Here is a 21,772-nt window from a genome sequence, read left to right as displayed (position 1 = left end):
CGACTGGAGCTGATCCTCGCAAATACCGGTCATTGGCCCTAAACAGGCAATGATCAAAAAGGGATGGCGAGATGGCCATGAGATCTGGTGCGGCGGAGAATATCACTGCCGCGCTTGGCCCCACCAATACTGGCAAGACGCACCTCGCAGTCGAACGCATGCTGGCCTATGGCTCCGGCATGATCGGTCTGCCCCTGCGCCTGCTTGCCCGAGAGATCTATGACCGTGTCGTCAGTGTCAAAGGCGAAGGCCTGACAGCACTGATCACCGGCGAGGAAAAGATCGTTCCGCGCACGGCGCGCTATTTCATCTGCACGGTCGAATCCATGCCAATGACCCGCCAGGTGGACTTTGTCGCCATCGACGAGGTACAGCTGGGCGCCGACCGTGAGCGCGGCCATGTCTTCACCGACCGCATGCTCTACGCCCGCGGCACGCAGGAAACCATGCTGCTCGGCTCGGACACGATGAGCGGCATGATCCGCTCGCTGGTGCCGGACGCGGAACATGTCGAGCGAGAGCGTTTCTCCCAGCTCACCTATACCGGCCCGTCCAAGCTGACACGACTGCCACGCCGGTCCGCCATCGTCGCCTTCTCCTCGGAGTCCGTTTACGCCATTGCCGAGCTGATGCGCCGCCGCCGCGGTGGTGCGGCTGTGGTCATGGGCGGATTGTCGCCCCGCACCCGCAACGCCCAGGTCGAGCTCTACCAGTCCGGCGAGGTTGATTTCATGGTCGCCACCGATGCCATTGGCATGGGGCTGAACATGGAGATCGAGCATGTTGCCTTTGCCGAAAGCCGCAAATTCGACGGCGTCAAACACCGCCGGCTGACCTCCGCCGAGCTGGGGCAGATTGCCGGCCGCGCCGGGCGTTTCCGCACGGACGGCACTTTTGGCGAGACAGCGGAATGCCTGGAGTTCGACCCTGATCTTGTCAGCGCCGTTGAAAACCACGGCTTCGCCCCGGTCGAGCGCCTGCAATGGCGCAATCCGGACCTGGATACGTCCAGCATAGAACGCCTGCGCTATACGCTGAACAAACCAGCCTATAATCCCGCGCTGGAACGTGTTCGTGAAGCCAGCGACGAGCGCGCCCTCAACATCCTAGCCGAAGACAGCGACATATCTGATCGCGCCCGCTCGCCCGGACTGGTGGCACGTTTGTGGGATGTCTGCCGCCTGCCGGATTTCCGCAAGGCAACGATTGATGCCCATGCGCGGCTGGTAAAATCCATCTACATGCACCTCAGTGACGGCAATGGCCGCCTGCCAAACAGCTGGATGCAGGCGCAGTTTGACCGGTTGGACAAGAGCGCTGGCGATGTCGACGTGCTCGCCTCGCGCCTGACTTTCGTGCGCACATGGGCCTATGCCGCGCACCGTTCGGACTGGACGGAAAAGCCGGAATACTGGCGTGAACGCGCCCGCCAGGTGGAGGATCGCCTGTCCGATGCCTTGCACGAACGGTTGATGCAGCGCTTTGTGGATCGGCGAACCCAGGCCCTGGTCAAGGGTTTACGGGATGACAAACACCTGCTTGCCGGGGTATCAGCCAGCGGTGAAGTAACGGTTGAGGGACACTATGTGGGTCGGCTAAAGGGACTAACCTTCGAGCCCGACGCGCAGGGAAAAGACCTCAGCGCACGTGCCTTGCGCTCCGCAGTCCTGCGGGCCTTGCGACCGGAAATGGACAGACGATTGAGTGAACTGACGAATACCATCGCCGTAAACCTCTCCATCGAGGAAGACGGCCACCTGAAAACCGGTGACGATGTCATCGGCAAGCTGATCACGGGTTCCGACCTCTTGCAGCCGGCCATCAAGAGCCTGGGCGGCGAGCTGGGTTCGGCCGAAAACCAGGCTGCTGCCAAGGCTGCCCTGCGTGATGCGGTCGACATGAAGATCCGCGAGACACTCAAACCCCTGTTCGATCTGCGCGGCGCCTCTGACCGCAGCGATATTCCCGGCGCGGCCCGCGGTGTGGCCTGGCGTCTCTACGAGGCGGGCGGCGCGATCGTACGTTCGGAGATCTCCGACGATATCGTTGCACTGGATCAGGAGGCCCGCCGCTCCCTGCGCCAGCTGGGCGTGCGTATCGGCCAGCACATGATCTACATGCCGATGCTGGTCAAACCCGCGCCCTCTCGCCTGTTTGCGCTGCTGCGCGGTGTTTTCAATGGCGAGGTCGATCTCAGCTGGCTGCCGGCACCGGGCCTGACATCCGTTGCCAATGACCGCGCCCACTCCCGGGCTGACTACGCGGCTGTCGGTTTTTACCCGTGCGGTTCGCGCGCCGTGCGTTTCGACATGCTCGAACGCCTGGCAGACGAGATTCGTGAAGCCCGCAAGACGCTGGAAAAGGGCCGTTTCCCGCTGACCGCCAATATCATGGCGTTGATGGGGTGTTCGGTTGAGGACGCCCGCGGCGTGCTCTCTGCCCTAGGCTATAAGCGCTATCAGAAGGGCCCTGACCCCGAGAAGGCCGAAGGCGAGATCTGGGGGTCCAAGCCCGGACGCCGTCCAGCGGGTGCTCCGCCCAAGAAGCAGGCGAGGCCGGCCCCGGCAGCGGCACCGATGGACCCGGACAATCCCTTTGCTGCCCTGGCCGCGCTGAAACCGGTCGAGGAACCGAAAAAGCCAGCCAGGAAGAAAAAGCGCCGCAAGCCGAAGAAGACCGAAACGGCAACGACGCAAGAACCGGCTCAACAGGTTGAGGACGCCACCGTTCAGGCTGCGCCAGCTGCAGAGGTCGCGACCGAGACAGCCGCGGAAACACAGGCTCAGCCAGCCACTGACACCACGGCACAGCCGAACGAAGCTGTTGTCGCGGATACGCCCAGCGCCCAGGAATGAGCGAACCGGAAGCGCACGCCCAGCGCATTGACCTCTGGCTGTGGCATGCCCGCTTCTACAAGACGCGCACCCTGGCCACCCGCGAAGTGGGCAATGGTCGCATACGGTTGGCACGGACGGGTCAGATCCGGCGGATCTCCAAGGCTTCGGCAACACTGACGGTCGAGGATGAATTGACCTTCCCGAGGAATGGGAAGATTGTTCGCATCAGAGTTCTGGCCCTGTCCACGCGGCGTGGACCGGCCAGCGAGGCGCAGACCCTCTACGAGTTACTCGACGAGGACTGAACCGTGCGGCAAGTGAGGGCGGTATGAGCTTTCTGAAAAAAATCTTCGGCGCCAAGGCGACGACCAGCAATCCTGAAATCAACCCCCATGTGGCGGCAACAGCCCTGCTGGTCGAGGCGGCCCTGGCCGATGGCATTTATGCCGATTGCGAACAGGAACAGATCCTGGACACGCTCGGCGCCGCCTTCAAGTTGCAGGGTGATGAGGCCAAGGCCATTTTGGACAAGGCCGAGGAACTGGCCGAAACGGCGGTCGACCATCACCGTTTCACCAAGGTCGTGAAGACCTGCCTGAGCGAACAGGAACGTGTGGCCCTGATCGAGGAATTGTGGATGGTCGCGCTGGCCGACGGCGAGAAATCTCCCTTCGAGGACGCGTTTGTGCGCCGTATCGCACCGCTGCTGGGAATCGATGATCGCGAGCGGGTTTTTGCGCGCTCACGTGCAGAAGCCAAAGCACGCGCCCGTTGACAAAGCGTCCGCGACGTCCCATGTCGCGCCCGCATTGTTATTCCCACTGAAGTCCGCCGACCATGACCTATATCGTCACTGACGCCTGCGTCCGCTGCAAATACACCGACTGTGTCGAGGTTTGCCCCGTCGATTGTTTCTACGAGGGCGAGAATTTCCTCGTCATTCATCCGGATGAATGTATCGATTGTGGCGTGTGCGAACCGGAATGTCCGGTCGAGGCGATCAAGCCGGACACGGAAGATGACAAGGACGGCAAGTGGCTCGCGGTGAACTCCAAGTTCGCGGAGATCTGGCCAAACATCACGCTGCGCAAGGATCCGCCGGCTGATGCAGATGCGATGGCTGAGGAGAACGGCAAGTTCGAGAAATACTTCTCGGAAAAGCCGGGCGAAGGAAACTAGCCTGTTTCCTTCGGGAAATCGATCCAGTTTGAAATTTTCCGGTTAATGTGTTATACATGACACATTGATGGGCTGTGCGGGTGGCACGGCCCCCTTTTCTACGTGGTGACCTGTGCACTGAAATTGCCGTTCTGGAGCCCCGGCCAAGCCAGCTCTTGATGAACGCTTAGTGTCGTCTTGTCGTCGCCCCGAAAAGGCCCGGAGAGAGAGCATCAATGACGAAGAAAACCGCCAACGACAACAAATCATTCAAACAAGGTGATTTCATCGTGTACCCGGCTCATGGCGTCGGCCAGGTCACAGGCGTGGAGAAAGATACCGTCGCAGGTTTCGACATCGAGGTTTATGTCGTCACCTTCGAACAAGACAAAATGACGCTGCGCGTTCCGACCGCCAAGGCGGACGCTTCGGGCATGCGCCCGCTGTCCAGCGACAAGATCGTCAAGGACGCCATGAAGACGCTGAAGGGCAAGGCCCGCGTCAAGCGTACCATGTGGAGCCGCCGCGCTCAGGAGTATGAAGCCAAGATCAATTCCGGTGACCTGATCATGATTGCAGAAGTCGTGCGCGACCTGCATCGTGCTGAGGACCAGCCGGAGCAATCCTACTCCGAACGCCAGCTCTATGAGAGTGCCCTGGACCGCATGGTTCGCGAGCTCGCTGCGGTCGAGAATATCGAGCACGACGCAGCCCGCGAAAAACTGTCCGAGTCGCTGCTGAAAAAAGCCGCCTGAGGCTTCACATATGTGTTTCGAGAACGCCCGGCCCTGCCGGGCGTTTTTCGTTTCTGCTCCTGCTGCTGAAATCGAAGTCCTGAAGTGATCCAGCCTAACGCCGGCAACGTATGTCTTGGTGAAAGGATTGTGTCATGGCCGTTTCGTCTTCTCCCCGCACCTCCGCCTCCAGCTCACCCGAGTTGAGCCAGCAGCGTTTCATCAAGACCGCGATGAAACATGATCTGTTGTCCCGGGAGGAGGAACTCGACCTCGCCCGACGCTGGATCGAGAATCGCGATGAACGTGCCATGCATCGGCTGACCCAGGCACACATGCGCCTGGTCATCGCCCTGGCGGCTAAGTATCGGCGTTATGGCCTGCCCTATGCCGACCTGATCCAGGAAGGCAATATCGGGCTGATGAAAGCGGTAGAACGCTTCGACCCGGATCGCGATGTACGCTTTTCGACCTATGTCAGCTGGTGGATCCGCTCCTGCATCCAGGATTATGTCCTGCGCAACTGGTCAATCGTCCGGACCGGTACGACCTCGGCCCAGAAATCACTCTTCTTCAACCTGCGGCGCCTCAAGGCGCAGATTGGTGCGCTGGACAGCAATACCCTCACACCGGAGCACAAGACCTGGATCGCTGACCAGCTTGGCGTGCGCCAGCAGGATGTGGATGCGATGGCCAATCGCCTGGCTGCCAATGATCGCTCCCTCAATGCGCCCGTCGGCGAGGACGATGTGGGCCAGTGGCAAGACCTGTTGCCCGATGAGCGCGCCACACCGGACGAGGAAGTCATGCAGAGCCGTGACAGCGAACGCCGAACCGGTTGGCTGCGCGATGCCATTGGCACACTGAATGATCGCGAACGATTCATCATTGAAGAACGCCGCCTGAGCGAGGAAGGTTCCACGCTGGAAGCCCTGGGCAAGACACTGGGCATCTCCAAGGAGCGTGTTCGCCAGATCGAAAATGTGGCCCTGAACAAACTCAAGAATGCACTGACCAGTGCGGTCGGCGATCCGGAAGCGGCGGGCCTTATTCCTTCGACCTAGTCCTCGAGAACTTCCATCCGGTCAGGATTGGGAGGAATGATCATTGGGCCATTTTCGTCTCGAATGACGCCGCGTACACGGATACGCCTTTGCTCCAAGGCGGCGAGGTCGCCCCAGCGTGCCGTAAACGCTGCGGCCAGCTCCGCATCAATGCGAATGGTAAAGTCGGTCCGGTAGTTGCTGCCAAAATTGAGATAGACCCGGCCATTGCCCAGCACGGCCGCGTCTGTCACCCGCCCTGCAACGATCTGAATCGTTCCGACATCCTGCATCAGCATGTCCGGATCAACATCACGCACCCGGAATTCTGGCTCCCCCCAGATCCCCGCACCGCTGGTTCGGCCCACCTCTTCAGCCAGGCGCCAGGCCGGCAGGTGATCAATGGCGTCAGGATAGGGGTAAAGCCAGGCCAGGCCCTCCGCCAACAAAAGCGTGTGCAGGTCCGTACGCTCTCCGCCCGCCTCCAGCCAGATTGTGCCCAGCCTTCGCTGGTAACGATCCGTGGTCTCATTGAGAAATTCGACATCCACCTGAGGCGAGGACAGCAAATCGGTCAGAAAGGCCTGGGTGCGTTCCGGCACCGGGCTCACCAGCGAGGCCAGCCGGATCTCGACTGCCTCTTCCCCGATTGCGAGGCGAAGACTCAACGGACCAGAAATCTCGACAATCCGGCCCGGGGTGAGCTGCGCATCACGCGCCCCCGCCTGACCACACGCGGCAACAACAAGACAGAACACAAACAGGGCAGGCTTGATAATCGGTGTCATGGCTCTCTCCATCGCCACCAATATACCACCAAAACGTGTATTTAACCGTGACGCCCGTCACAAAAAATGAATTCAGTTAACTTTTCCTTTTAACCTTTCGGCGAATCCTTACGGCGAATCTTTTCGCGACTCACCAATCAGGACGCGCCCCATGAACGCCTTCGCTTACGACGACAACCCGGAAACTTCCGCAGACAACACCGACATGCACGCGATTGCCGAGGCGGTTGGTGAAACGGCAGCGCGTGCCTCCCAGGGCGCAGAGGCTGCACAGGTCGCGTTCGACGCGATGAACCAGGTCGAGGAGAGCTCCCAGGTTCTCGAGCGCCGTGTAGAGGCCCTGACGGACGCCTCCCAGCGCATCAACGCCATTCTGTCCACCATCGAGGCGATCGCCAGCCAGACCAATCTCCTGGCCCTGAACGCCACGATCGAGGCCGCGCGCGCCGGTGAAGCCGGTCGCGGTTTCGCAGTCGTTGCCGGTGAGGTTAAGGCCCTGGCCGGTCAGACCGCCAAGGCGACCGAGGACATCGCCAGCCGCATCTCGGCCCTGGACAATGAAGTCAAGGAGATCCTCGACGGCGTACGCGGTTCCGGCGTTTCCGTGGCGCGCGGCAAGGAAGCCGTTGACCAGATGACCGCTGCGACCCAGGAAGTCGCCCACCAGCTCGACAGCCTGCGCGAACGCGTTCGCTGATCAACTGGCACATTCCGGTTTCAAACGGCTCGCCTCGGCGGGCCGTTTTTTGTTTGTCGTGAGCATTGGCAGGGTTTGCCCGACCGGTCGGCCGTTAAAAAGAAAAACGGCGCGCCAGATCCTGGCGCGCCGCCTTGTTTGATGGGCTGAGTGCCGGGCCGAACCTATTCCGGCTTGCGGAAGCGCAGGGTCATGCGATCGGATTCACCGATCGCCATCGTGTCCGGATTATTCGTGGTCGTCGGCGGCAGGCGCCAGACATAACTGTCAGCCGGATCATTGGGGTTGGCATTAATCTCGCTGCTGGCTTCCAGCACGAAACCGGCCCGCTCGAACGCGGCCACAACATCACTTTGCTTGAGATAGCCATTATCGCCGGTCGCGAAGCTCGCCTCCGCGCCTTCCGGTGCGCGGTGCTGAACCACCCCGACAACACCGTCGGGGGCCAGCGCGTCGAAAACCTCTGCGAGGGCGGTGTCGATCATTGGCTCCTCGAAACGGAAAAGGTGATGCAAGGCGCGGAAGAACAGCACGGCATCGACCTGGCCGTTTTCCGCATCCGGGATATCATCGAACGCATATCCCAGCGTCACCTGCCGGGGCTCGACCCCCTCAACGCTCATATAGCGGCCCATCTGGGTGATATCGGCGCCAAAGCGCTCATAATTGTCCGCGCTCCACTCCGGGAACATGCGGCTCCACAAACTGTCGGGATACGTCACCCCGATCAGGCGCCCCTCCTCCGCCAGCAGCGGGGTCAGGATCTGGGAATACCAGCCACCATTGCCCGGCAGGGCTTCGATCACGGTCATGGACGGCTCGACACCGAAGAAGCTCAGCGTCTCCACGGGGTGACGCCATTCATCACGCGCGCGGCGCTCGTCCCGGCGCTCGTGGTCGATCACCGCCGCCAGTGCAGCTGCCGCGTCCATCTCCTCAGTCATTGCCCCGCTGGCCTCGCCAGCCTCGGTCGTCTCGCCCGAAGGCATCATGTCATCGGCCGGAACCGACGCGGTTTCATCGCCACCGCCACAGCCGGCCAGCAAAAGCGCCATGGCGCTGACATATCCAATCGCTTTCATCTTTCCCCTCCCTGGGTGTGCGTCCTGCTCTTGTCCGGATATCGCGTTTGACGCGTGAAATCACTGAAGGCGGAAACACAACTTCGTGTGCCAGGGACTACGGCGTGCGCATTCCGACGCGGGAATGTCGTTTGGGGTCTTGCCCCGCCAGGCCATCTCGCCCAAAACGACGATACGGCCCCGTAGCTCAGCAGGATAGAGCAACAGATTCCTAATCTGTAGGTCACAGGTTCGAATCCTGTCGGGGTCGCCAGCTCTAACCGCGCAAACCGATCACGCCGCCCTGGCCACCGAATACGCCGCTCTGGCCCTGGTGATGAGAGCGCCTGGCCGAGAAGAGTCGCGCTTCCTCGGCATAGGTACACAGCTCCGATCGCCAGATCTGGTTGTTGGGTACACCCTGCTCAAGCAGTTGGTGATGGCAGGCAGCCGCAACGTCCAGCTGGGCCCCACCGTCCGCATCACGTGGAGAGAGAATACCAAGATCGCCGGGAAAGGCCTCGAACTCGGTCACGACTTCGGGGCCAACGCGGTAATTGGCGGGTGAGATCGATGGGCCAATGGCAGCCCGCAAGGCCTGCGGGCGAGTGCCGTAGAGGTCAGCCATCCGGCTCAGGGTCGCCTCGACAATATTCTGGACCGTGCCACGCCAGCCGGAATGAATGGCTGCGACAGCACCGTTCTGCTCGTCAAACAGCAGGATGGGCGTACAATCCGCGGTCTGGCAGACCAGGCCGATGCCGGGTCGGTTGGTCACCAGCGCATCGGCCTCCCCGACCGGTTGCTCCCCCAGCGGAGCCGCCTCGATCACGGCTACAGCGCGGCCATGCACCTGGGTGGCAAAGGCGAGATAGTCCAGGCCGAGCGCCCGGCGGACACGTTCACGGTTTTCCGCCACATGTTCCGGACTGTCCCCGCGGGACCGGGTGATGTTGAGGCTGGCATAGAGGCCTTCGCTGAGCCCGCCCGGGCGGGTGGTGAAACCGTGCGCGATGGCATCGGCGTCCAGCAAGTCACAGCGGACAAGGGATAATTCGCTCATGTCTGCACACTTCCAGTGCCCGTGATCAGCGTCAAGCCGGTTGGATAAAACCCACGCGCTCAACACCCAGGCCATAGCCCTCACCAATTGCACGGACATCGCCCAGCAGCGCATTCAACGGCGCCCAGTCGTCCTCGTCGGCGATCGCATCCCAGACGCGCTCCACCTCGTCGATGACCATGCTGACCGGTTTGTCCTGCTTGAAGATCGCGTGTTTGAGCCGGGCCGGCAGGACGGGTTCGCGTTCGAACAACATGTCCCGGAAGACCTTGTAGAGATCGCCCTTGTAACCACGGGCATGAGCGCGGGCAAAACTCGCCTCGCCGCAGAAATGGTCGAACATCACCTGTTCCCACGGCAAAAGACTGTCCTGCATGAAAGCCAGGAAGGCGCGCACCAGTTTTTCGTCCTCATCGCGCCCGGCGCTTTTCACGCCGAAACGGGCCATGAAAGCGTCCAGCAGCGCAACACGATAGACGGCGGGGAAAGTATTGAGATCGGCCAGCAGCTGTTTCTGGTCCCCCGCCACGGCAAGAGCGCCGGCAAACTGTTGCAGCGCCCAGAACACCGCTTCTGGCTGACGACCATAGGCATAAAGCCCGGTCTGGTCGAAATAGGCCGCTGTGAACCCCGGCTCGTAATAGGGCAGGAAACGCCAGGGACCGTAGTCGAAACTCTCACCGGTGACGTTGAGATTGTCGGTATTGAGCACGCCGTGCACAAACCCCGCCGCCATCCAGCTGGCGACGAGTTTCGCATTGGCCTCGATCACCGCCTTCAGCAGGGCCGAGGACGGATCCTCGCCCGCCTCTATATCGGGATAATAAAGCTCCAGGCAATGCTCGATCAGCTGGCCGATCCGAGCCGGGGAGTTCTCGAAAGCGTGGCGCTGGAACGTTCCGAACCGCATGTGCGAATGCCCCAGCCGGGTCAGCACGGCCGAGCGTGTCGGCGACGGCTCGTCATTGCGCTCAAGCGCCTCCCCCGTCTCGAAGACGGCAAAGGGTTTGGATGTATAGACCCCCAGGGCTTCAAGCATGTTGGCCGCCAGGATTTCCCGCACCGCCCCTTTCAGGGTCAGGCGGCCATCGCCGCTGCGTGACCAGGGTGTCTGGCCGGACCCCTTGGTGGCAAGGTCCAGCAAGCGGTTTTCACGATCGCGTAACTGGGCAAAGAGAAAACCCCGCCCGTCACCCAGTTCGGGATTATAGCTGCGGAATTGATGGCCGTGATAGCGCATGGCCAGCGGTTCGGGCTGGTTGTCCGCCAGCGGCTCGAAACGCTGGAAATGTTTCATCCGCTCCTCGGCGCTTAACCCCTCCAGCCCCAGCTCGGCCGCCCAGTCGGCGTTCCAGTAGCGCTCGGTGGCTTGCGGAAAGGCGGCGGGCGCGACCGGGTCGGAAAAGTCCGGGCCCAAGGTCACAAATTGCGGATCGGCTTTGTATTCGACAGTTTCGCTCATGGTCCTGAGCTAGGTGTTTCGGCGGCCGGAGGCAATGCCTATCCGCGCAATCCGTCACCCAGCGCAGCAGAGACGCGATTCACCAGATCCTTGGCACCGGGCAGGACGGCGGTCATGTTGAAATACCCATGCGGCATGGCCTTGCCGAGCACGTATTCAACCGGAATACCGGCCGCCGCCAACCGATCCCGATAGGCCGTGCCCTCATCATAGAGCGGGTCCAGTTCCGCGGCGGCGATAAAAGTCGGCGGAAGGCCGGTCAGGTCGTTTTCCAGCAGCGGCGAGACGCGCGTATCATGGGCCGCCTTTTCGTCCGGCAGGTAGGCGCGAACAATCTGCTCCAGCGTGTAGACAGACAGGATGTGTCCCTCCAACGCCTTGAGTTTCGGCTTGCGCCGCTCGATCAGCTGCATCAACGGATAGATCAGCAGCTGGAAGCGGATCTGGTCGCGACGCTGCTGGCCCAACATGGCCGCCAGACCACCGCCCGCACTGTCACCGGCAACAGCGATGCGTGTCGGGTCCGCGCCGGTGCGCTCAAGACCTTCAGCGCTCACCAGCCAGTCGAACGCCGCCAGCGCATCCTCGACCCCGGCGGGGAACATGTGTTCGGGTGCGAGCCGGTAATCAATCGCGACAACTCGCACGCCACTCTTGGCAGCCATGCGGGCACAAAGGCGGTCATGCGTCTCCAGATCGCCGATCACATACCCGCCACCATGCGTGAAGAAACAGAGCGGGGCGGGCGTCTCAGAGCCTTGCGGGATATAGAGGCGCGCCGGGATCGCGCCAGCCGGACCGGTTATGGTGAAGTCCTGAACGGACTGCAGTGGCGGTGCTGCCGCATCCAGGAAGGGCGCGGCCTGGCGCAGGGATTTGCGCATGCGCGGCGCGGCCTTGGCTGGTTCAAGCGGATCTTCGATACCGAATCTGGTGAGGGCCTCGGGCCAGTTTTTCGTTTCCATGCGCCAGCCGTATCACGCCCGCCACAACTGGCAAGCGGTCAAACGGTCTCAGGCGAAACTAGTGAACCGTAATGGTCTCTTCGCGACCAAGCCGACCGGCCAGGGCATCTTCCATCACCGAACGCAGGGCGCGCCAGGCATCGGCGCTTTCCGGACTGCCCTTCTCGTCCAGCTCCATGACGGCATCATCGGCATAGCCTATGGCCTGGGCACCATGCAGGTCGACGAGGGTCCAGGCGATCTGATGCATGTCCTGGGCGGTGATGGCTACGTGCGGGGTCATGTCCGGCTCCGAGTGAAAACGATTTGGTCTTTCAGGAGCAAGGCCGGGGCCAGACGCATGACAAACATAAACAGTTGTTTTATATCAGAAATTAACCCAGGCGACAGAAACCTCGCCTCGGAGAATTCTGCCACCGGATAGATTTGCCGAGTCGTTTCGGCCTAGTCGCTCTCGAGCAGCGGCAGCACCGCGTTCCAGATCGCGTCGCCAATGCGCTCGTAACGGATGTCGACCGTGTTGAACATGATGGCCAGGGTCACATCATCGGCGGGACGGTATTCCACCTTGCCGATAGAGCCCGGATCGTAACCGCCATGATACCAGCGCTCCAGCCCGTCCCCGGTTTCCTGCCATTGCAGGCCAATGCCATAGGACCAGTCATTATCCGCCGCTCCATGGTGATTGAGCGAGGCACGCAGAATATCGAGATATTAGTCTGACAGGGCCTCGCCCGAGAACCAGGCGTCACCCCAGCGTGCGAGGTCGCTGGCGGTAAAGACCCAGCCTCCACCTCCCCACTCAAATGCCGGATCATAGGTCAGCCGCTCATACTCTCCGGCTTTGGTGGGCACACCCGGGAATGTTTGCTGGAAACGCTGATGCATGTACGCCGCGGTCAGGCGCGGCATTTCCCGGCGCTGGCGCTCGGTTTCGGTAAGGCCCAGCGGTTGGATGAAACGCTCGTCCACAAAGGCTTCCAGTGTCTGGCCGCTGATATGTTCCACCACGAAAGCGATGATCGTGTAATTGGCGTCGGAATAGTGGAAAGCCTCGCCCGGCTCGAACAGCGGCTCCAGCCCGCCCAGTGGGCGCAGCAGGTCCTGGTGCGTCAGTCCCTGATCGGCGAAATCGCGGTTTTCAACCGCGGACAGGCGCAGCGCCTCGCGGATCGGCTCGGTCTCGAAATAGTCGATCGGAATGCCGGAGGAATGATTGAGCAATTGTCCCAGCGTCACCTCGACGGCGTTGGGCAGCGGATCAAACCAGTCCTGGCCACCCAGATACTGCGCCGCGCGCTCATCCAGCGCCACACGCCCGTCCTCGACCAGCGCCATCAGTGCGGCAGCCACAAAGGTCTTGCCCATCGAACCACCCAGCAGGCGGTGATCGGTACGCATCTCGATGTCGGCCTCGCGGTCCGCATCACCCGCAACAACCGTGATTGTGCGATCGTCCGACAGGCGCAGCGCCACGCTGGCACCGACATAGGTGGTTGGATGTTCCGATGCGCCATACTCGGCCAGCACGGCCGAGATCGCCTGTTCAATCGCGCCGAGATCCTGGGCCTCGGCATTCATCGCCAGACCGCTCGCCGACAGGCCCAGACTGCTTGCCGACAGGCAAAGTCCAAAAATCAGATGTTTCCAACAGCCCCCTGCTTTGATCACAGGATGGGCGAAACGCCTGGCGGGTCCGAGTTAAATCGCAGACAGAATGTTGCGATCAGGACTTTTTCCGGCCGGGCGCATAACCACCGGTCTGAAGGTACTCGATCTCTTCCGGCGTGCTTTTCCGCCCCAGCGCCTCGTTGCGATAGGGGAAACGGCCGAACCGCTCGATCACCTCACGGTGTTTGATGGCGTGGGTCAGCGTGCCTTCGCCTTCAAGGCGGTCCCGGGCAAGGTCGACACACAGGTTCTGGAAGTCGATATGCTCGCCATGCATGAAGGGCATATAGACAAAATCACGTCGGCTCTCATCGATGGCCCAGTCAAATCCGCGGTCCATCATGTCCAGCACCACAAAACGGGCCATGGTGTCGTAGGAGAAGGCCCGACCAGAGCCGCGCCAGATATTGCGCGGAAACTGGTCGAACAGCAGAACCAGCGCAAACGCACTGTCCGGACCGCCAAGCCAGGGGTGATTGCCCGCCCTCATCTGCTTGGCATGTTCATCCACCGTGCGCGCAAACCGTCGGCGTACGGTGGCGTCAAAGGCCGGGGACGTGGCGTACCACTTCTTGGGCCCAGCTTCGTTGAACCAGAAATGGATAATCTCGTCGGGGGTCGGTTTCAGCACGCTCATACGCGCAGTTTACCGCCCACAATCTGCTCGTACAGCTCTTGTGTAAGTCGCACATATTTCCCGATCGTCGGATGATCGAAATAGAGCGGATCGGTGATCTTTTTCGGATCGAACCCGTCCTTGACCAGATCCACCTTGCGCAGCTTGAACGTGCCCGTCGTATCACCCTGCTCCTGCAGGCGCAGGAAAAGCGGGCGGGCGAATGTCGGCAGAGCGTCGTGGATATGTTCGCGCAGGGCATCCAGATCGATCTGGCCGGCCTTGGCGACCAGCGCGGCCATGCCGGCCCGGCCGGAATGTCCCTCGACCTCGACGCCATAAACATTGGCCTGTTCGATCCCATCGAAACTCAGCGCTTCGGCGACCTCGCCGGTTGCCACATTTTCCGACTTCCAGCGGAAGGTGTCGCCCACACGGTCGACGAAGTAATAATATCCCAGTGCGTCACGCGTCATCAGATCGCCGGTGCGGAACCAGGCATCGCCCTCTTCGTACACATTGCGGAGGATCTTCTTCTCGGTGTCTTCCTTGGATCCATATCCATCAAAACGGAAACGCGCATCGCTCGGATCGATCCTGCCGATGGCCTCGCCCACCTCGTCCGGACCACATCGTACGCAGTGACCGTTCGCGCCACGCACCGGCACCTCCTCGTCCATGTCGAACTTGACCAGATCGATATTGAAACGGTGTTTGAGATAGTTCGGAACCCGCCCGATCGCGCCGGGCTGGTTCATCGCATTGACGAGGCCGACATTGCCCTCGGTGGAACCGTAGAATTCGATAATGTCCGGCAGGTCGAAGCGCGCCTGGAATTGCTCCCAGACATCGCGGCGCATGCCATTACCGATCGCACAGCGCAGGGAATGGCCCTGCTCGTCGGCGACCGGATCGGAGTTGACCAGGAAGCGGCAGAGTTCGCCGACATACATGAACAGCGTTGCCTTGTGACGCTGGACATCCGGCCAGAAATTCGAGGCCGAGAATTTCGAACGCACGATCACCGAACCGCCAAAGGACAGCGCACAGCCCACGCCGCACAATCCGCCCGTGGCGTGATAGAGCGGCAGGACCATCATCATCCGGTCGCTCGGCTTGGCCTTGGACGCGATGGCAAAAATGTTGAGGTAATAGAGCGCACGGATGTGCGTCATCAGCGCTGCCTTGGGCAGGCCGGTTGTGCCCGAGGTGAACATTTTCAGGACCGGGTCTGACGCTTTCACATCCTTTCGTTTCTCAGCGGGAATACGCGCACCGGACTGTTCCGCAACGGCGGCATTGAAATCACCGGACCAGTCGTAGGCGCCGTCGACGACCCAGGGCGTGGCCTCGATCTCCGCGACCTCGCAGGCCGAGCGATAGGCGCCCACCAGCTCGTCGGCAATGATGGCATGGCGGGTTTCGCCGATATTCAGGCAATGAGCCAGCGACTGCCCGGACAGCTGGTTGTTAAGCAAGGAGGTAACGACGCCGACCTTGGACAGACCGAACCAGATGGCGATGTATTCCCAGCGATTGGGCATGAAAAGCGCAACCGTCTCGCCCTTCTTCAGCCCCTGCGCGAGCGCCCAGTTGGCCACGCGGTTCGCATAGGCGTCGAACTCGGCATAGCTGATCTCGCCCTCATCGGTGATCGCCATCGGTCGATCGGCGAACTTGTCGACCGTCTTTTCGATGTGATCCGGCACGCGGACACCGGAGCCGGGCCCGACCTTCTTGATCTGTTTGAGGACGCGCAGCATCCCGGAAACGTATTCAACTTCACGACCGATCGCGGTGAACAGGCCCATTATCAACTCCCCGATAGACGGATTCATCCGTTCTGCTTGGGAAAAACGATACGTGGGTCATGGTTTGCGTCAAGCAAACGCGCCCGCACACACGGCAAGTGTGATGCGCATTTCAAAAGATTTCCGAAGGAAATTGCGTCAAGCCCGCCGACCGTAGCGATACTCGCGAAATTCTGCCGCTAGCGCCAAGCAGATCGCGAGCAGGGCCAAGTCCTTGATTAGAAAGATACCTGACCCGCTAAGGAAGGGGAATCCGCCCAGATCCGAAGACCAGCTTCCCGGAAAACTGATGAGGAAGGACAGCGTAATAAGAAATGTTGCCGACGCCATCATCAGACCGATCGAATAGAGCCCGCGATTGAAGCTGGCCGCGAGCAGGAAAAGCACGGTCAGGATCTCGATCACGCCGATAATGTAGGAGACAATCTGGATCTCCATGAAATTCAGCATCCAGGAAAACAGGATGCTCGTCTGGATCAATGGCTCGATGCCCCGCGCCTCGACGGCGGTGAATTTCATCGCCCCGATCCAGAACAGCACGATTGTCAGGCCGCCCATCATCACCGGTCGGCTCCAGCGGCGAAGGTCACTGTGACGGCTTGAGAACATGCGAGAGCGATCAAAACTGCCCGCCCACATCGCGAGCCCCAGAATACCGAGATATTTCAGGATGCCCTGCCCCGAACCGATGGCCGGGAAACCGCCGGCCGCCTCGATCCAGACCGGATTGGTCAGGAACACGGTCAGCGCCAGGGCGCTGTAGATCCCCAGCATGATGAAACCAATGCGACGAAAACTGCCACTGGGCAGAGGCGCGCCAATCAAGCACGCCATGATCACCTGGTAGACACCAATCGCCTTGGCGGCGGACGCGGCCTGCGGCAGGAGCCCCGACAGGAATACGTGTCCCGAGATCCAGTTCATCATGACCAGATCGCCCTGGGCGGTGAAACTCATCGCCCCCATCCACAGGAAGATAACAGCCAGGCTCGCCCGCGCGAACAGCACCGCATTGGTGATCGAAAGCAAGATCATCTCCCCGACAGACTCGCAACGCGCACGACGCTAGCACTGCTCGCCCCGGCTGTGGAGTAGGTGCGCGCCATGAGGCGCGGTTTTAAGTGGGCCCTGTCGGGCCGCACCCTATCCCCCTCCTACGCCAAGGCTACGGAGGGACCTTTCCCATCAAGGGAAAGGATGAAAACAACAGCGCCCGATGGCCTTATCCTCCCCACCGGGGAGGTGTCCCGAAGGGACGGAGGGGCCGGAGGGCGAAGCCCGGAGGTTTAGTGCTCACTGGCGTTCGCACCCCCTTCGACCTCACCTTCGCCCTTGGCTACGGCGAGCCCACTTCCCCGCTTGCGGGGAAGATATCCCTACCCCTCAAACCTCAGGCATACTCTTCCGTGATCCATGTCGTGGGAGGCGAGAGCTCAGTCTTTTCGGGCGTGGATGTGCGGTGAGCGTCTGTCGACCTATCAGGTCATTTCGGACAAGGCAGACAGCAGACCCGTGTGCGGGAGGCCCTTAACCCCTGCTCTAGACTACATTCCGGTTTAACCGGCCTTCCGCATGCCTCTCACTCCAGATCGCGAGATCGTGGGGGTTTTGGTGTTCCCCCTCCGCCCCTTCGGGACACCTCCCCCTGGAGGGGGAGGAAAAGCGCGTTCCACCCGACGCCAATGGCGTCGCAAGCGCGACCGCGCGCCGGCCGGTCAGGCCGCCCCATCGGAGCCACGAGCGCAGCGAGTTGGCGTGAGATCAAAAAGTGGTGCCCCTGGTCAGACTCGAACTGACACTCCTTGCGGAAACGGATTTTGAATCCGTCGCGTCTACCAATTCCGCCACAGGGGCTCGCTTCACGAGCGGAGGCGCAAGCTGCCGATTGGGCCCTGAAAAGTCAACGACTCTATGCGCTCGACGCACCGTTTGGACGCAGCTAGTGTCAGCCCGGATCTCGAGGATGGACGATTGACCGAAACATCGGAAAAACTTGGCCTTATCAGCGCGCTTGAGGACATTGCCACCGCCGCTCCCGATAAGGGCATGACATTGGGTGATTTCTTTGATGCGCTGGGCGAGCGGGCGTTCGGGGTGATCCTGTTCGCGATGGCTTTGCCGATCTCGATTCCCTTTCTCTATGGCGTGCCGCAGGTCATGGCCCTGCCGATGATGGCGTTGTCGGCGCAGATGGCGCTGGGACGGGAAGAGCCGTGGCTGCCATCCAAGTTCAAGACCCGCCGCCTGGACAAGGCCGGGCTGGAGCGTATGGCGCAAGGCGGGCGCAAATGGTTTGGCTGGCTGGAAGCTCTGGCCCGGCCGCGTCTGACCTGGCTGTCCGGTCCCACAGCAGAGCGCCTGGTCGGCGTCGTCTTCATCCTGTTCTGCGCATCGATCCTGGTGCCGCTGCCGGCCACCAATACGACGCCGGGCATCGCCCTGGCGATTGCAGCTCTGGGGCTGCTGACCCGCGACGGGCTGCTGGTTCTGGGCGGGCTCCTGCTCGGCCTTGCATGGATTGCGCTCCTGATGACGCTTTTTTTATTTTTCGGGGACGCCGCTATCGACGTACTCAAGGACTTCATCCGCGGCCTGCTCGGTCGGGCCGAGGCCTGACGTGCGCGCTCTTGTCGCGGTGCGAGTAGAGTAAAGGTCCGCAAATATGTCCTTCATGACGCCTGTTCTGTCCCAATTCCCGCTGACGCGCTGGCCTCTGATCATGGCCGGTTTCTCCCTGGCCATGCTGCTTGGCGCGTGGGGGTTTGAGTATATCGGCAAGTATCTGCCGTGTGCCCTGTGTTACGACCAGCGCTATATCCACATGGCGGTGATTGCACTGGGCCTTGCCAGTGGCATCGGCCTGATCATGCGCCCGGGCCTGGCGCGGTTTGCGCCCTATGTGATTTACGCCGTCGCAGCCGTCCTGCTTTATTCCGCCGGATTTGCCGGCTGGCATGCAGGTATCGAATACGACTGGTGGGCCGGTCCCGCCTCCTGTACCACCGGCGCGATCGGAACGGTCGATGTCAGCTCCATCATGGACGCCTTGAATGGCCGGTCCATCGTGCCGATGTGTGACGAGGCCAGCTGGACGCTGTTCGGCATCTCGATGGCCGGTTACAATGCCATCATCTCCCTGGCGATGGCTGGCGTATCGATCTTTGTCGGCTATCGCGGTCTGAAACAGGCCTGATCATGAACGACACACGCGCCATCCCCCTGCCCGGCAAGCGCCGCAATCCGGACCGTATCCAGGAAATGATCCGCGTGGATCATGCCGGCGAGTATGGCGCAGTCGCAATCTATCGCGGCCAGCGCGCGATTTTCGATAAGCTGCCGCACAAGGCGCGCATCGCCAACCAGCTTGAAGAGATGGAAGCGGACGAACAGGCCCATCTCGATGCGTTTGATGATCTGATCTTCAAACACAAGGCCCGGCCAACAGCGCTGGCGCCGATCTGGAATGTCGCCGGCCAGGCCCTGGGCGCAGCCACGGCCCTGATGGGCGAGCGCGCGGCACATGCCTGTACCGAAGCCGTCGAGAGCGTCATCGAACAGCATTACGCCAGCCAGATCACCGAACTGCGCGCGATGGGCGAGGACGAGCTGGCAGACCTGTTCACGAAATTCCGCGAGGAAGAGATCGCGCACCATGATCTCGCCGTCGAGGAAGGGGCGCGTGACGCTGCGGGGTATCCCCTGCTGTCCGCCTTCATCAAGACCGGCTGCCGCACCGTCATCAAGATCGCCGAAAAGATCTGAGCCGACTTTCCCGTCAAGGGCTTGAGCCCGGCCCCGCTTCGGCCTATCCGGTCGAACAAGGGAGAGGTGCATGGACCAGAAAGACAAATTGCTCGACGGGATTCCGGTCTTCGTGGAAGTCGTGAGGCGCGGCGGGTTTTCCGCGGCCGCCGAAACGCTGGGCCGCTCCGCCTCGCATGTGTCCAAGGAAGTCACCCGCCTGGAAGAACGCCTGGGCATGCGCCTGCTGCAGCGTACGACACGCTCCATCACGCTGACCGAGGAAGGCCGCGCCTATTTCGAGACGGCGGAACAGATTGTCGACATGGCGACCCAGGCCGAAGCCGCCGCTGCCGGAGCACACGACCAGCCGCACGGTACGCTGAAAATTGCCGCACCGATGAGCTATGCGCTCCACTTCCTCAATCCTATCCTGCCAAAATTCATCGACCAGGCGCCGGAGGTTCAGCTGGACATCGACCTCAATGACCGGCGCTCCGACGTCATCGGTGAGGGTTTCGACCTCGCCCTGCGCATTGGCGAAATGCCGGACAGTTCGCTCATTGCGCGCAAGCTGGGCGCGTTTCGCGGTGTCGTGGTCGGCACGCCGGCCTTCTGGGACAGACATGGCCGCCCGACGCACCCGCGCGACCTGACGGATATTCCCTGTACGGGCTATTCCAATGTGCGCTTCCCCAATCGCTGGCCCTTTCCGGATGGCAAGGACGGGGTGGTCGATGTCACCGTACCGCTGCTGGTCAAGAGCAATAGCGGTGCCCTGTCGATGGATTTTGTGCGGGCCGGAAAGGCTGCAGCGCGCCTGCCCGATTTCTTCTGCTGCGAGGACATCCATTCCGGCGAGCTGGAAGTGGTGCTGGAGGAATACGAGCGCGACCCCATCCCGCTCTGGGCCGTCTACCCGCACAGGGCGCATATCACGCCCAAGGTTCGGGCATTCGTGGAGTTTCTGGAACGCGAGCTGAAGGCCTAGCCGTCAAGAGCCGCGCAGGGCTCGTCCGGCGTCAGGTGACAGTCGGCTTCGAGATAGGTTTTCAGACGGCCGGCAATGAAATGCGTCCACACGCCATGCACCACGCCCGCCAGTTCCGCATCGATCTCACCATGCATGGACAGGTCGACTGTGAAACTTGTCGTCTCGGCATCGGCCTCTTCCAGCGTCCAGCCGATCACCAAGTCATAAGACCGCCCCGACAGCCCCAGCGGACCATGCATGCGCAGCTCGGACGGCGCATCGACATAGATGATGTCCGCATGCAGGGCGCCACTATCCTCGCCATCACGGAAACGCTCATAGAACCGCCCGCCAAACTCCGGCTCGATGATCAGCTCCACCCGGTCAGCCTTGAAGGTGTGATCCCACCAGGGCGATACATCCCCGGTCGCAGCCTCCCAGACCTCATCACGCGGTGCCTCGATGGTGATGGTCTGGGTCGTGCGAAAACCCTGGACCTCGAACGGCTGAACGACCGGAGTATCCTGGACCAGCAGGGCAGTGAGCATGGTTACGGGTCCTTCCAGTCTTCATGGGCATGGCGAATGCGCAGGATTTCGATGCGGGCGCCTGCTATGCGGTACAGGATTATGTGCGCGCGAAATCGCAACAGCCTGACACCACAACCAATGGCCGGATGCTCCGGCCTTGAGCGCGGATAATCGATCAGTTTCTGGAAACTGTCCACGAGTTCGACCTGGTAACGTTCGGCCCGCGCTGCTCCAAACTTCAACGCGCCATCAAGGTAGAGCGCTTCCAGATCATCAAGCGCTGCTTCGGCGATTTCGACCTTCACCGCTCCCGGCGTGCGCACAGCTCCGCCTGGATTTCCTCGATGCTCATCGACCGAAACCCGCTCTGCTCGGCCTCCTGGACCATCACCCGCAGCGCTTCGGTTTTCTCGCGTTTCTCGACATCGCGGCGGATCAGGTCGCGCACATAGTCGGATGCATTGGCGTAAAGCCCGGCATCGGCCTGGGCCTCAACCCAGTCCTTGAGCGCTTGCGGAAGAGAGATATTCATCGTCGCCATGGCGGAGCTCCTTGGCGAGAAGCGTGTAGTTTTTGGCAAGGATTGTCAATTTGTCGGGAATTCGGACCAAAAAAACCGGAC

At 61.3% G+C, this 21,772-nt stretch carries 25 protein-coding genes and 2 tRNA genes; 12 read left to right on the top strand and 15 right to left on the bottom strand.

Annotated features, from left to right (window positions below):
• Nucleotides 1–71 precede the first annotated feature (71 nt).
• From JJ889_RS04645 to JJ889_RS04620, 6 genes are all read left to right on the top strand, one after another.
• Entirely contained in the window at nucleotides 72–2,855 is a 2,784-nt protein-coding gene (locus tag JJ889_RS04645; RefSeq protein ID WP_291891945.1) for a helicase-related protein, read from the top strand.
• Nucleotides 2,852–3,142, top strand: coding sequence for an RNA-binding S4 domain-containing protein (locus tag JJ889_RS04640; protein ID WP_291891942.1), 291 nt, complete (start codon nucleotides 2,852–2,854; stop codon nucleotides 3,140–3,142). Before JJ889_RS04645 ends, JJ889_RS04640 begins: the two co-directional genes overlap by 4 nt.
• Before the next feature lie 23 nt (nucleotides 3,143–3,165).
• Complete coding sequence (locus JJ889_RS04635) at nucleotides 3,166–3,612, top strand: TerB family tellurite resistance protein (RefSeq protein ID WP_291891939.1); 447 nt, start codon at nucleotides 3,166–3,168, stop codon at nucleotides 3,610–3,612.
• 62 nt (nucleotides 3,613–3,674) lie between these two features.
• Nucleotides 3,675–4,016: a ferredoxin FdxA gene (fdxA, locus tag JJ889_RS04630; RefSeq protein ID WP_291891936.1), complete on the top strand. Its 342-nt coding sequence runs from the start codon at nucleotides 3,675–3,677 to the stop codon at nucleotides 4,014–4,016.
• Between the two features lie 215 nt (nucleotides 4,017–4,231).
• Nucleotides 4,232–4,750, top strand: a complete 519-nt coding sequence (locus JJ889_RS04625; protein ID WP_291891933.1) for a CarD family transcriptional regulator — start codon at nucleotides 4,232–4,234, stop codon at nucleotides 4,748–4,750.
• 134 nt (nucleotides 4,751–4,884) lie between these two features.
• Entirely contained in the window at nucleotides 4,885–5,793 is a 909-nt protein-coding gene (locus JJ889_RS04620; protein WP_291891930.1) for an RNA polymerase factor sigma-32, read from the top strand.
• On the opposite strand, the gene JJ889_RS04615 is transcribed toward JJ889_RS04620, so the two are convergent.
• The gene (locus JJ889_RS04615) at nucleotides 5,790–6,560 is read right to left on the bottom strand and encodes a thermonuclease family protein (RefSeq protein ID WP_291891927.1); all 771 of its coding nucleotides are present in this window, start codon (nucleotides 6,558–6,560) and stop codon (nucleotides 5,790–5,792) included. The genes JJ889_RS04620 and JJ889_RS04615 overlap by 4 nt on opposite strands.
• 151 nt (nucleotides 6,561–6,711) lie before the next feature.
• Here JJ889_RS04615 and JJ889_RS04610 point away from each other — a divergent pair, with 151 nt between their 5' ends.
• Complete coding sequence (locus JJ889_RS04610) at nucleotides 6,712–7,257, top strand: methyl-accepting chemotaxis protein (protein WP_291891924.1); 546 nt, start codon at nucleotides 6,712–6,714, stop codon at nucleotides 7,255–7,257.
• Between the two features lie 164 nt (nucleotides 7,258–7,421).
• Here the strand turns inward: JJ889_RS04610 and JJ889_RS04605 are convergent, their stop codons facing one another.
• On the bottom strand, nucleotides 7,422–8,339 hold the full coding sequence (locus JJ889_RS04605; protein WP_291891921.1) for a hypothetical protein: 918 nt from the start codon (nucleotides 8,337–8,339) through the stop codon (nucleotides 7,422–7,424).
• A gap of 176 nt (nucleotides 8,340–8,515) precedes the next feature.
• Between JJ889_RS04605 and JJ889_RS04600 the strand changes: the two genes are divergently transcribed.
• A tRNA-Arg gene (locus tag JJ889_RS04600) sits at nucleotides 8,516–8,592 on the top strand.
• 3 nt (nucleotides 8,593–8,595) lie between these two features.
• Here JJ889_RS04600 and pgeF read toward each other — a convergent pair.
• The 10 genes from pgeF to JJ889_RS04550 form a co-directional block, all read right to left on the bottom strand.
• Entirely contained in the window at nucleotides 8,596–9,381 is a 786-nt protein-coding gene (pgeF, locus tag JJ889_RS04595; RefSeq protein ID WP_291891918.1) for a peptidoglycan editing factor PgeF, read from the bottom strand.
• 31 nt (nucleotides 9,382–9,412) lie between these two features.
• Entirely contained in the window at nucleotides 9,413–10,843 is a 1,431-nt protein-coding gene (locus JJ889_RS04590; protein WP_291891916.1) for a protein adenylyltransferase SelO family protein, read from the bottom strand.
• 38 nt (nucleotides 10,844–10,881) lie between these two features.
• The gene (locus tag JJ889_RS04585) at nucleotides 10,882–11,808 is read right to left on the bottom strand and encodes an alpha/beta hydrolase (RefSeq protein WP_291891913.1); all 927 of its coding nucleotides are present in this window, start codon (nucleotides 11,806–11,808) and stop codon (nucleotides 10,882–10,884) included.
• A gap of 58 nt (nucleotides 11,809–11,866) precedes the next feature.
• On the bottom strand, nucleotides 11,867–12,091 hold the full coding sequence (locus JJ889_RS04580) for a hypothetical protein (protein WP_291891910.1): 225 nt from the start codon (nucleotides 12,089–12,091) through the stop codon (nucleotides 11,867–11,869).
• 161 nt (nucleotides 12,092–12,252) lie between these two features.
• Complete coding sequence (locus tag JJ889_RS04575) at nucleotides 12,253–12,375, bottom strand: hypothetical protein (RefSeq protein WP_291891908.1); 123 nt, start codon at nucleotides 12,373–12,375, stop codon at nucleotides 12,253–12,255.
• Nucleotides 12,376–12,522: 147 nt separating this feature from the next.
• Nucleotides 12,523–13,479: a serine hydrolase gene (locus JJ889_RS04570; protein ID WP_291891905.1), complete on the bottom strand. Its 957-nt coding sequence runs from the start codon at nucleotides 13,477–13,479 to the stop codon at nucleotides 12,523–12,525.
• A gap of 55 nt (nucleotides 13,480–13,534) precedes the next feature.
• Nucleotides 13,535–14,116 (bottom strand): DUF924 family protein, encoded by a 582-nt coding sequence (locus tag JJ889_RS04565; RefSeq protein ID WP_291891903.1) that lies wholly within the window; start codon nucleotides 14,114–14,116, stop codon nucleotides 13,535–13,537.
• Nucleotides 14,113–15,906: a long-chain-acyl-CoA synthetase gene (locus JJ889_RS04560; RefSeq protein ID WP_291891899.1), complete on the bottom strand. Its 1,794-nt coding sequence runs from the start codon at nucleotides 15,904–15,906 to the stop codon at nucleotides 14,113–14,115. Before JJ889_RS04560 ends, JJ889_RS04565 begins: the two co-directional genes overlap by 4 nt.
• A 138-nt stretch (nucleotides 15,907–16,044) precedes the next feature.
• Entirely contained in the window at nucleotides 16,045–16,935 is an 891-nt protein-coding gene (locus JJ889_RS04555) for a DUF417 family protein (protein WP_291891896.1), read from the bottom strand.
• Between the two features lie 740 nt (nucleotides 16,936–17,675).
• Nucleotides 17,676–17,760, bottom strand: a tRNA-Leu gene (locus JJ889_RS04550).
• A gap of 117 nt (nucleotides 17,761–17,877) precedes the next feature.
• Here JJ889_RS04550 and JJ889_RS04545 point away from each other — a divergent pair.
• From JJ889_RS04545 to JJ889_RS04530, 4 genes are all read left to right on the top strand, one after another.
• Nucleotides 17,878–18,522 carry an exopolysaccharide biosynthesis protein gene (locus JJ889_RS04545; protein ID WP_291891893.1) on the top strand — a complete coding sequence of 215 codons (645 nt, stop codon included), beginning with the start codon at nucleotides 17,878–17,880 and terminating at the stop codon, nucleotides 18,520–18,522.
• A 55-nt stretch (nucleotides 18,523–18,577) separates the two neighbouring features.
• Entirely contained in the window at nucleotides 18,578–19,099 is a 522-nt protein-coding gene (locus tag JJ889_RS04540; RefSeq protein WP_291891890.1) for a disulfide bond formation protein B, read from the top strand.
• Between the two features lie 2 nt (nucleotides 19,100–19,101).
• Nucleotides 19,102–19,668 (top strand): demethoxyubiquinone hydroxylase family protein, encoded by a 567-nt coding sequence (locus JJ889_RS04535; protein ID WP_291891887.1) that lies wholly within the window; start codon nucleotides 19,102–19,104, stop codon nucleotides 19,666–19,668.
• 70 nt (nucleotides 19,669–19,738) lie between these two features.
• A complete protein-coding gene (locus tag JJ889_RS04530) occupies nucleotides 19,739–20,638 on the top strand; it encodes a LysR family transcriptional regulator (protein WP_291891885.1) in 900 nt (299 codons plus the stop codon).
• Here JJ889_RS04530 and JJ889_RS04525 read toward each other — a convergent pair.
• Genes JJ889_RS04525 through JJ889_RS04515 form a run of 3 tightly spaced genes read right to left on the bottom strand, consistent with a single transcriptional unit; the run spans nucleotide 20,635 to nucleotide 21,691 of the window.
• Complete coding sequence (locus JJ889_RS04525) at nucleotides 20,635–21,168, bottom strand: SRPBCC domain-containing protein (protein ID WP_291891884.1); 534 nt, start codon at nucleotides 21,166–21,168, stop codon at nucleotides 20,635–20,637. The genes JJ889_RS04530 and JJ889_RS04525 overlap by 4 nt on opposite strands.
• Nucleotides 21,169–21,170: 2 nt before the next feature.
• A complete protein-coding gene (locus JJ889_RS04520) occupies nucleotides 21,171–21,455 on the bottom strand; it encodes a type II toxin-antitoxin system RelE/ParE family toxin (RefSeq protein WP_291891881.1) in 285 nt (94 codons plus the stop codon).
• Nucleotides 21,452–21,691, bottom strand: coding sequence for a type II toxin-antitoxin system ParD family antitoxin (locus tag JJ889_RS04515; RefSeq protein WP_291891878.1), 240 nt, complete (start codon nucleotides 21,689–21,691; stop codon nucleotides 21,452–21,454). The genes JJ889_RS04520 and JJ889_RS04515 overlap by 4 nt, the downstream gene beginning before the upstream one ends.
• Nucleotides 21,692–21,772: the final 81 nt, after the last annotated feature.

It is taken from the genome of Maricaulis sp., assembly GCF_017643475.1.
GTDB lineage: Bacteria > Pseudomonadota > Alphaproteobacteria > Caulobacterales > Maricaulaceae > Maricaulis.
The sequence above is the reverse complement of the archived record's forward strand: the minus strand, read 5'-3'. Positions and strand labels throughout refer to the sequence as shown.

Bases quoted from the DNA above. Each gene is read 5' to 3' on its own strand.
- JJ889_RS04625 (WP_291891933.1), top strand. From the start codon at position 4,232: ATGACGAAGAAAACCGCCAACGACAACAAATCATTCAAACAAGGTGAT.
- JJ889_RS04605 (WP_291891921.1), bottom strand. From the start codon at position 8,339: ATGAAAGCGATTGGATATGTCAGCGCCATGGCGCTTTTGCTGGCCGGC.
- JJ889_RS04620 (WP_291891930.1), top strand. From the start codon at position 4,885: ATGGCCGTTTCGTCTTCTCCCCGCACCTCCGCCTCCAGCTCACCCGAG.
- JJ889_RS04585 (WP_291891913.1), bottom strand. From the start codon at position 11,808: ATGGAAACGAAAAACTGGCCCGAGGCCCTCACCAGATTCGGTATCGAA.
- JJ889_RS04535 (WP_291891887.1), top strand. From the start codon at position 19,102: ATGAACGACACACGCGCCATCCCCCTGCCCGGCAAGCGCCGCAATCCG.
- JJ889_RS04540 (WP_291891890.1), top strand. From the start codon at position 18,578: ATGACGCCTGTTCTGTCCCAATTCCCGCTGACGCGCTGGCCTCTGATC.
- JJ889_RS04560 (WP_291891899.1), bottom strand. From the start codon at position 15,906: ATGGGCCTGTTCACCGCGATCGGTCGTGAAGTTGAATACGTTTCCGGG.
- JJ889_RS04635 (WP_291891939.1), top strand. From the start codon at position 3,166: ATGAGCTTTCTGAAAAAAATCTTCGGCGCCAAGGCGACGACCAGCAAT.
- JJ889_RS04640 (WP_291891942.1), top strand. From the start codon at position 2,852: ATGAGCGAACCGGAAGCGCACGCCCAGCGCATTGACCTCTGGCTGTGG.
- fdxA (WP_291891936.1), top strand. From the start codon at position 3,675: ATGACCTATATCGTCACTGACGCCTGCGTCCGCTGCAAATACACCGAC.
- JJ889_RS04590 (WP_291891916.1), bottom strand. From the start codon at position 10,843: ATGAGCGAAACTGTCGAATACAAAGCCGATCCGCAATTTGTGACCTTG.
- pgeF (WP_291891918.1), bottom strand. From the start codon at position 9,381: ATGAGCGAATTATCCCTTGTCCGCTGTGACTTGCTGGACGCCGATGCC.
- JJ889_RS04565 (WP_291891903.1), bottom strand. From the start codon at position 14,116: ATGAGCGTGCTGAAACCGACCCCCGACGAGATTATCCATTTCTGGTTC.
- JJ889_RS04525 (WP_291891884.1), bottom strand. From the start codon at position 21,168: ATGCTCACTGCCCTGCTGGTCCAGGATACTCCGGTCGTTCAGCCGTTC.
- JJ889_RS04610 (WP_291891924.1), top strand. From the start codon at position 6,712: ATGAACGCCTTCGCTTACGACGACAACCCGGAAACTTCCGCAGACAAC.
- JJ889_RS04615 (WP_291891927.1), bottom strand. From the start codon at position 6,560: ATGACACCGATTATCAAGCCTGCCCTGTTTGTGTTCTGTCTTGTTGTT.
- JJ889_RS04515 (WP_291891878.1), bottom strand. From the start codon at position 21,691: ATGGCGACGATGAATATCTCTCTTCCGCAAGCGCTCAAGGACTGGGTT.
- JJ889_RS04645 (WP_291891945.1), top strand. From the start codon at position 72: ATGGCCATGAGATCTGGTGCGGCGGAGAATATCACTGCCGCGCTTGGC.
- JJ889_RS04530 (WP_291891885.1), top strand. From the start codon at position 19,739: ATGGACCAGAAAGACAAATTGCTCGACGGGATTCCGGTCTTCGTGGAA.
- JJ889_RS04580 (WP_291891910.1), bottom strand. From the start codon at position 12,091: ATGACCCCGCACGTAGCCATCACCGCCCAGGACATGCATCAGATCGCC.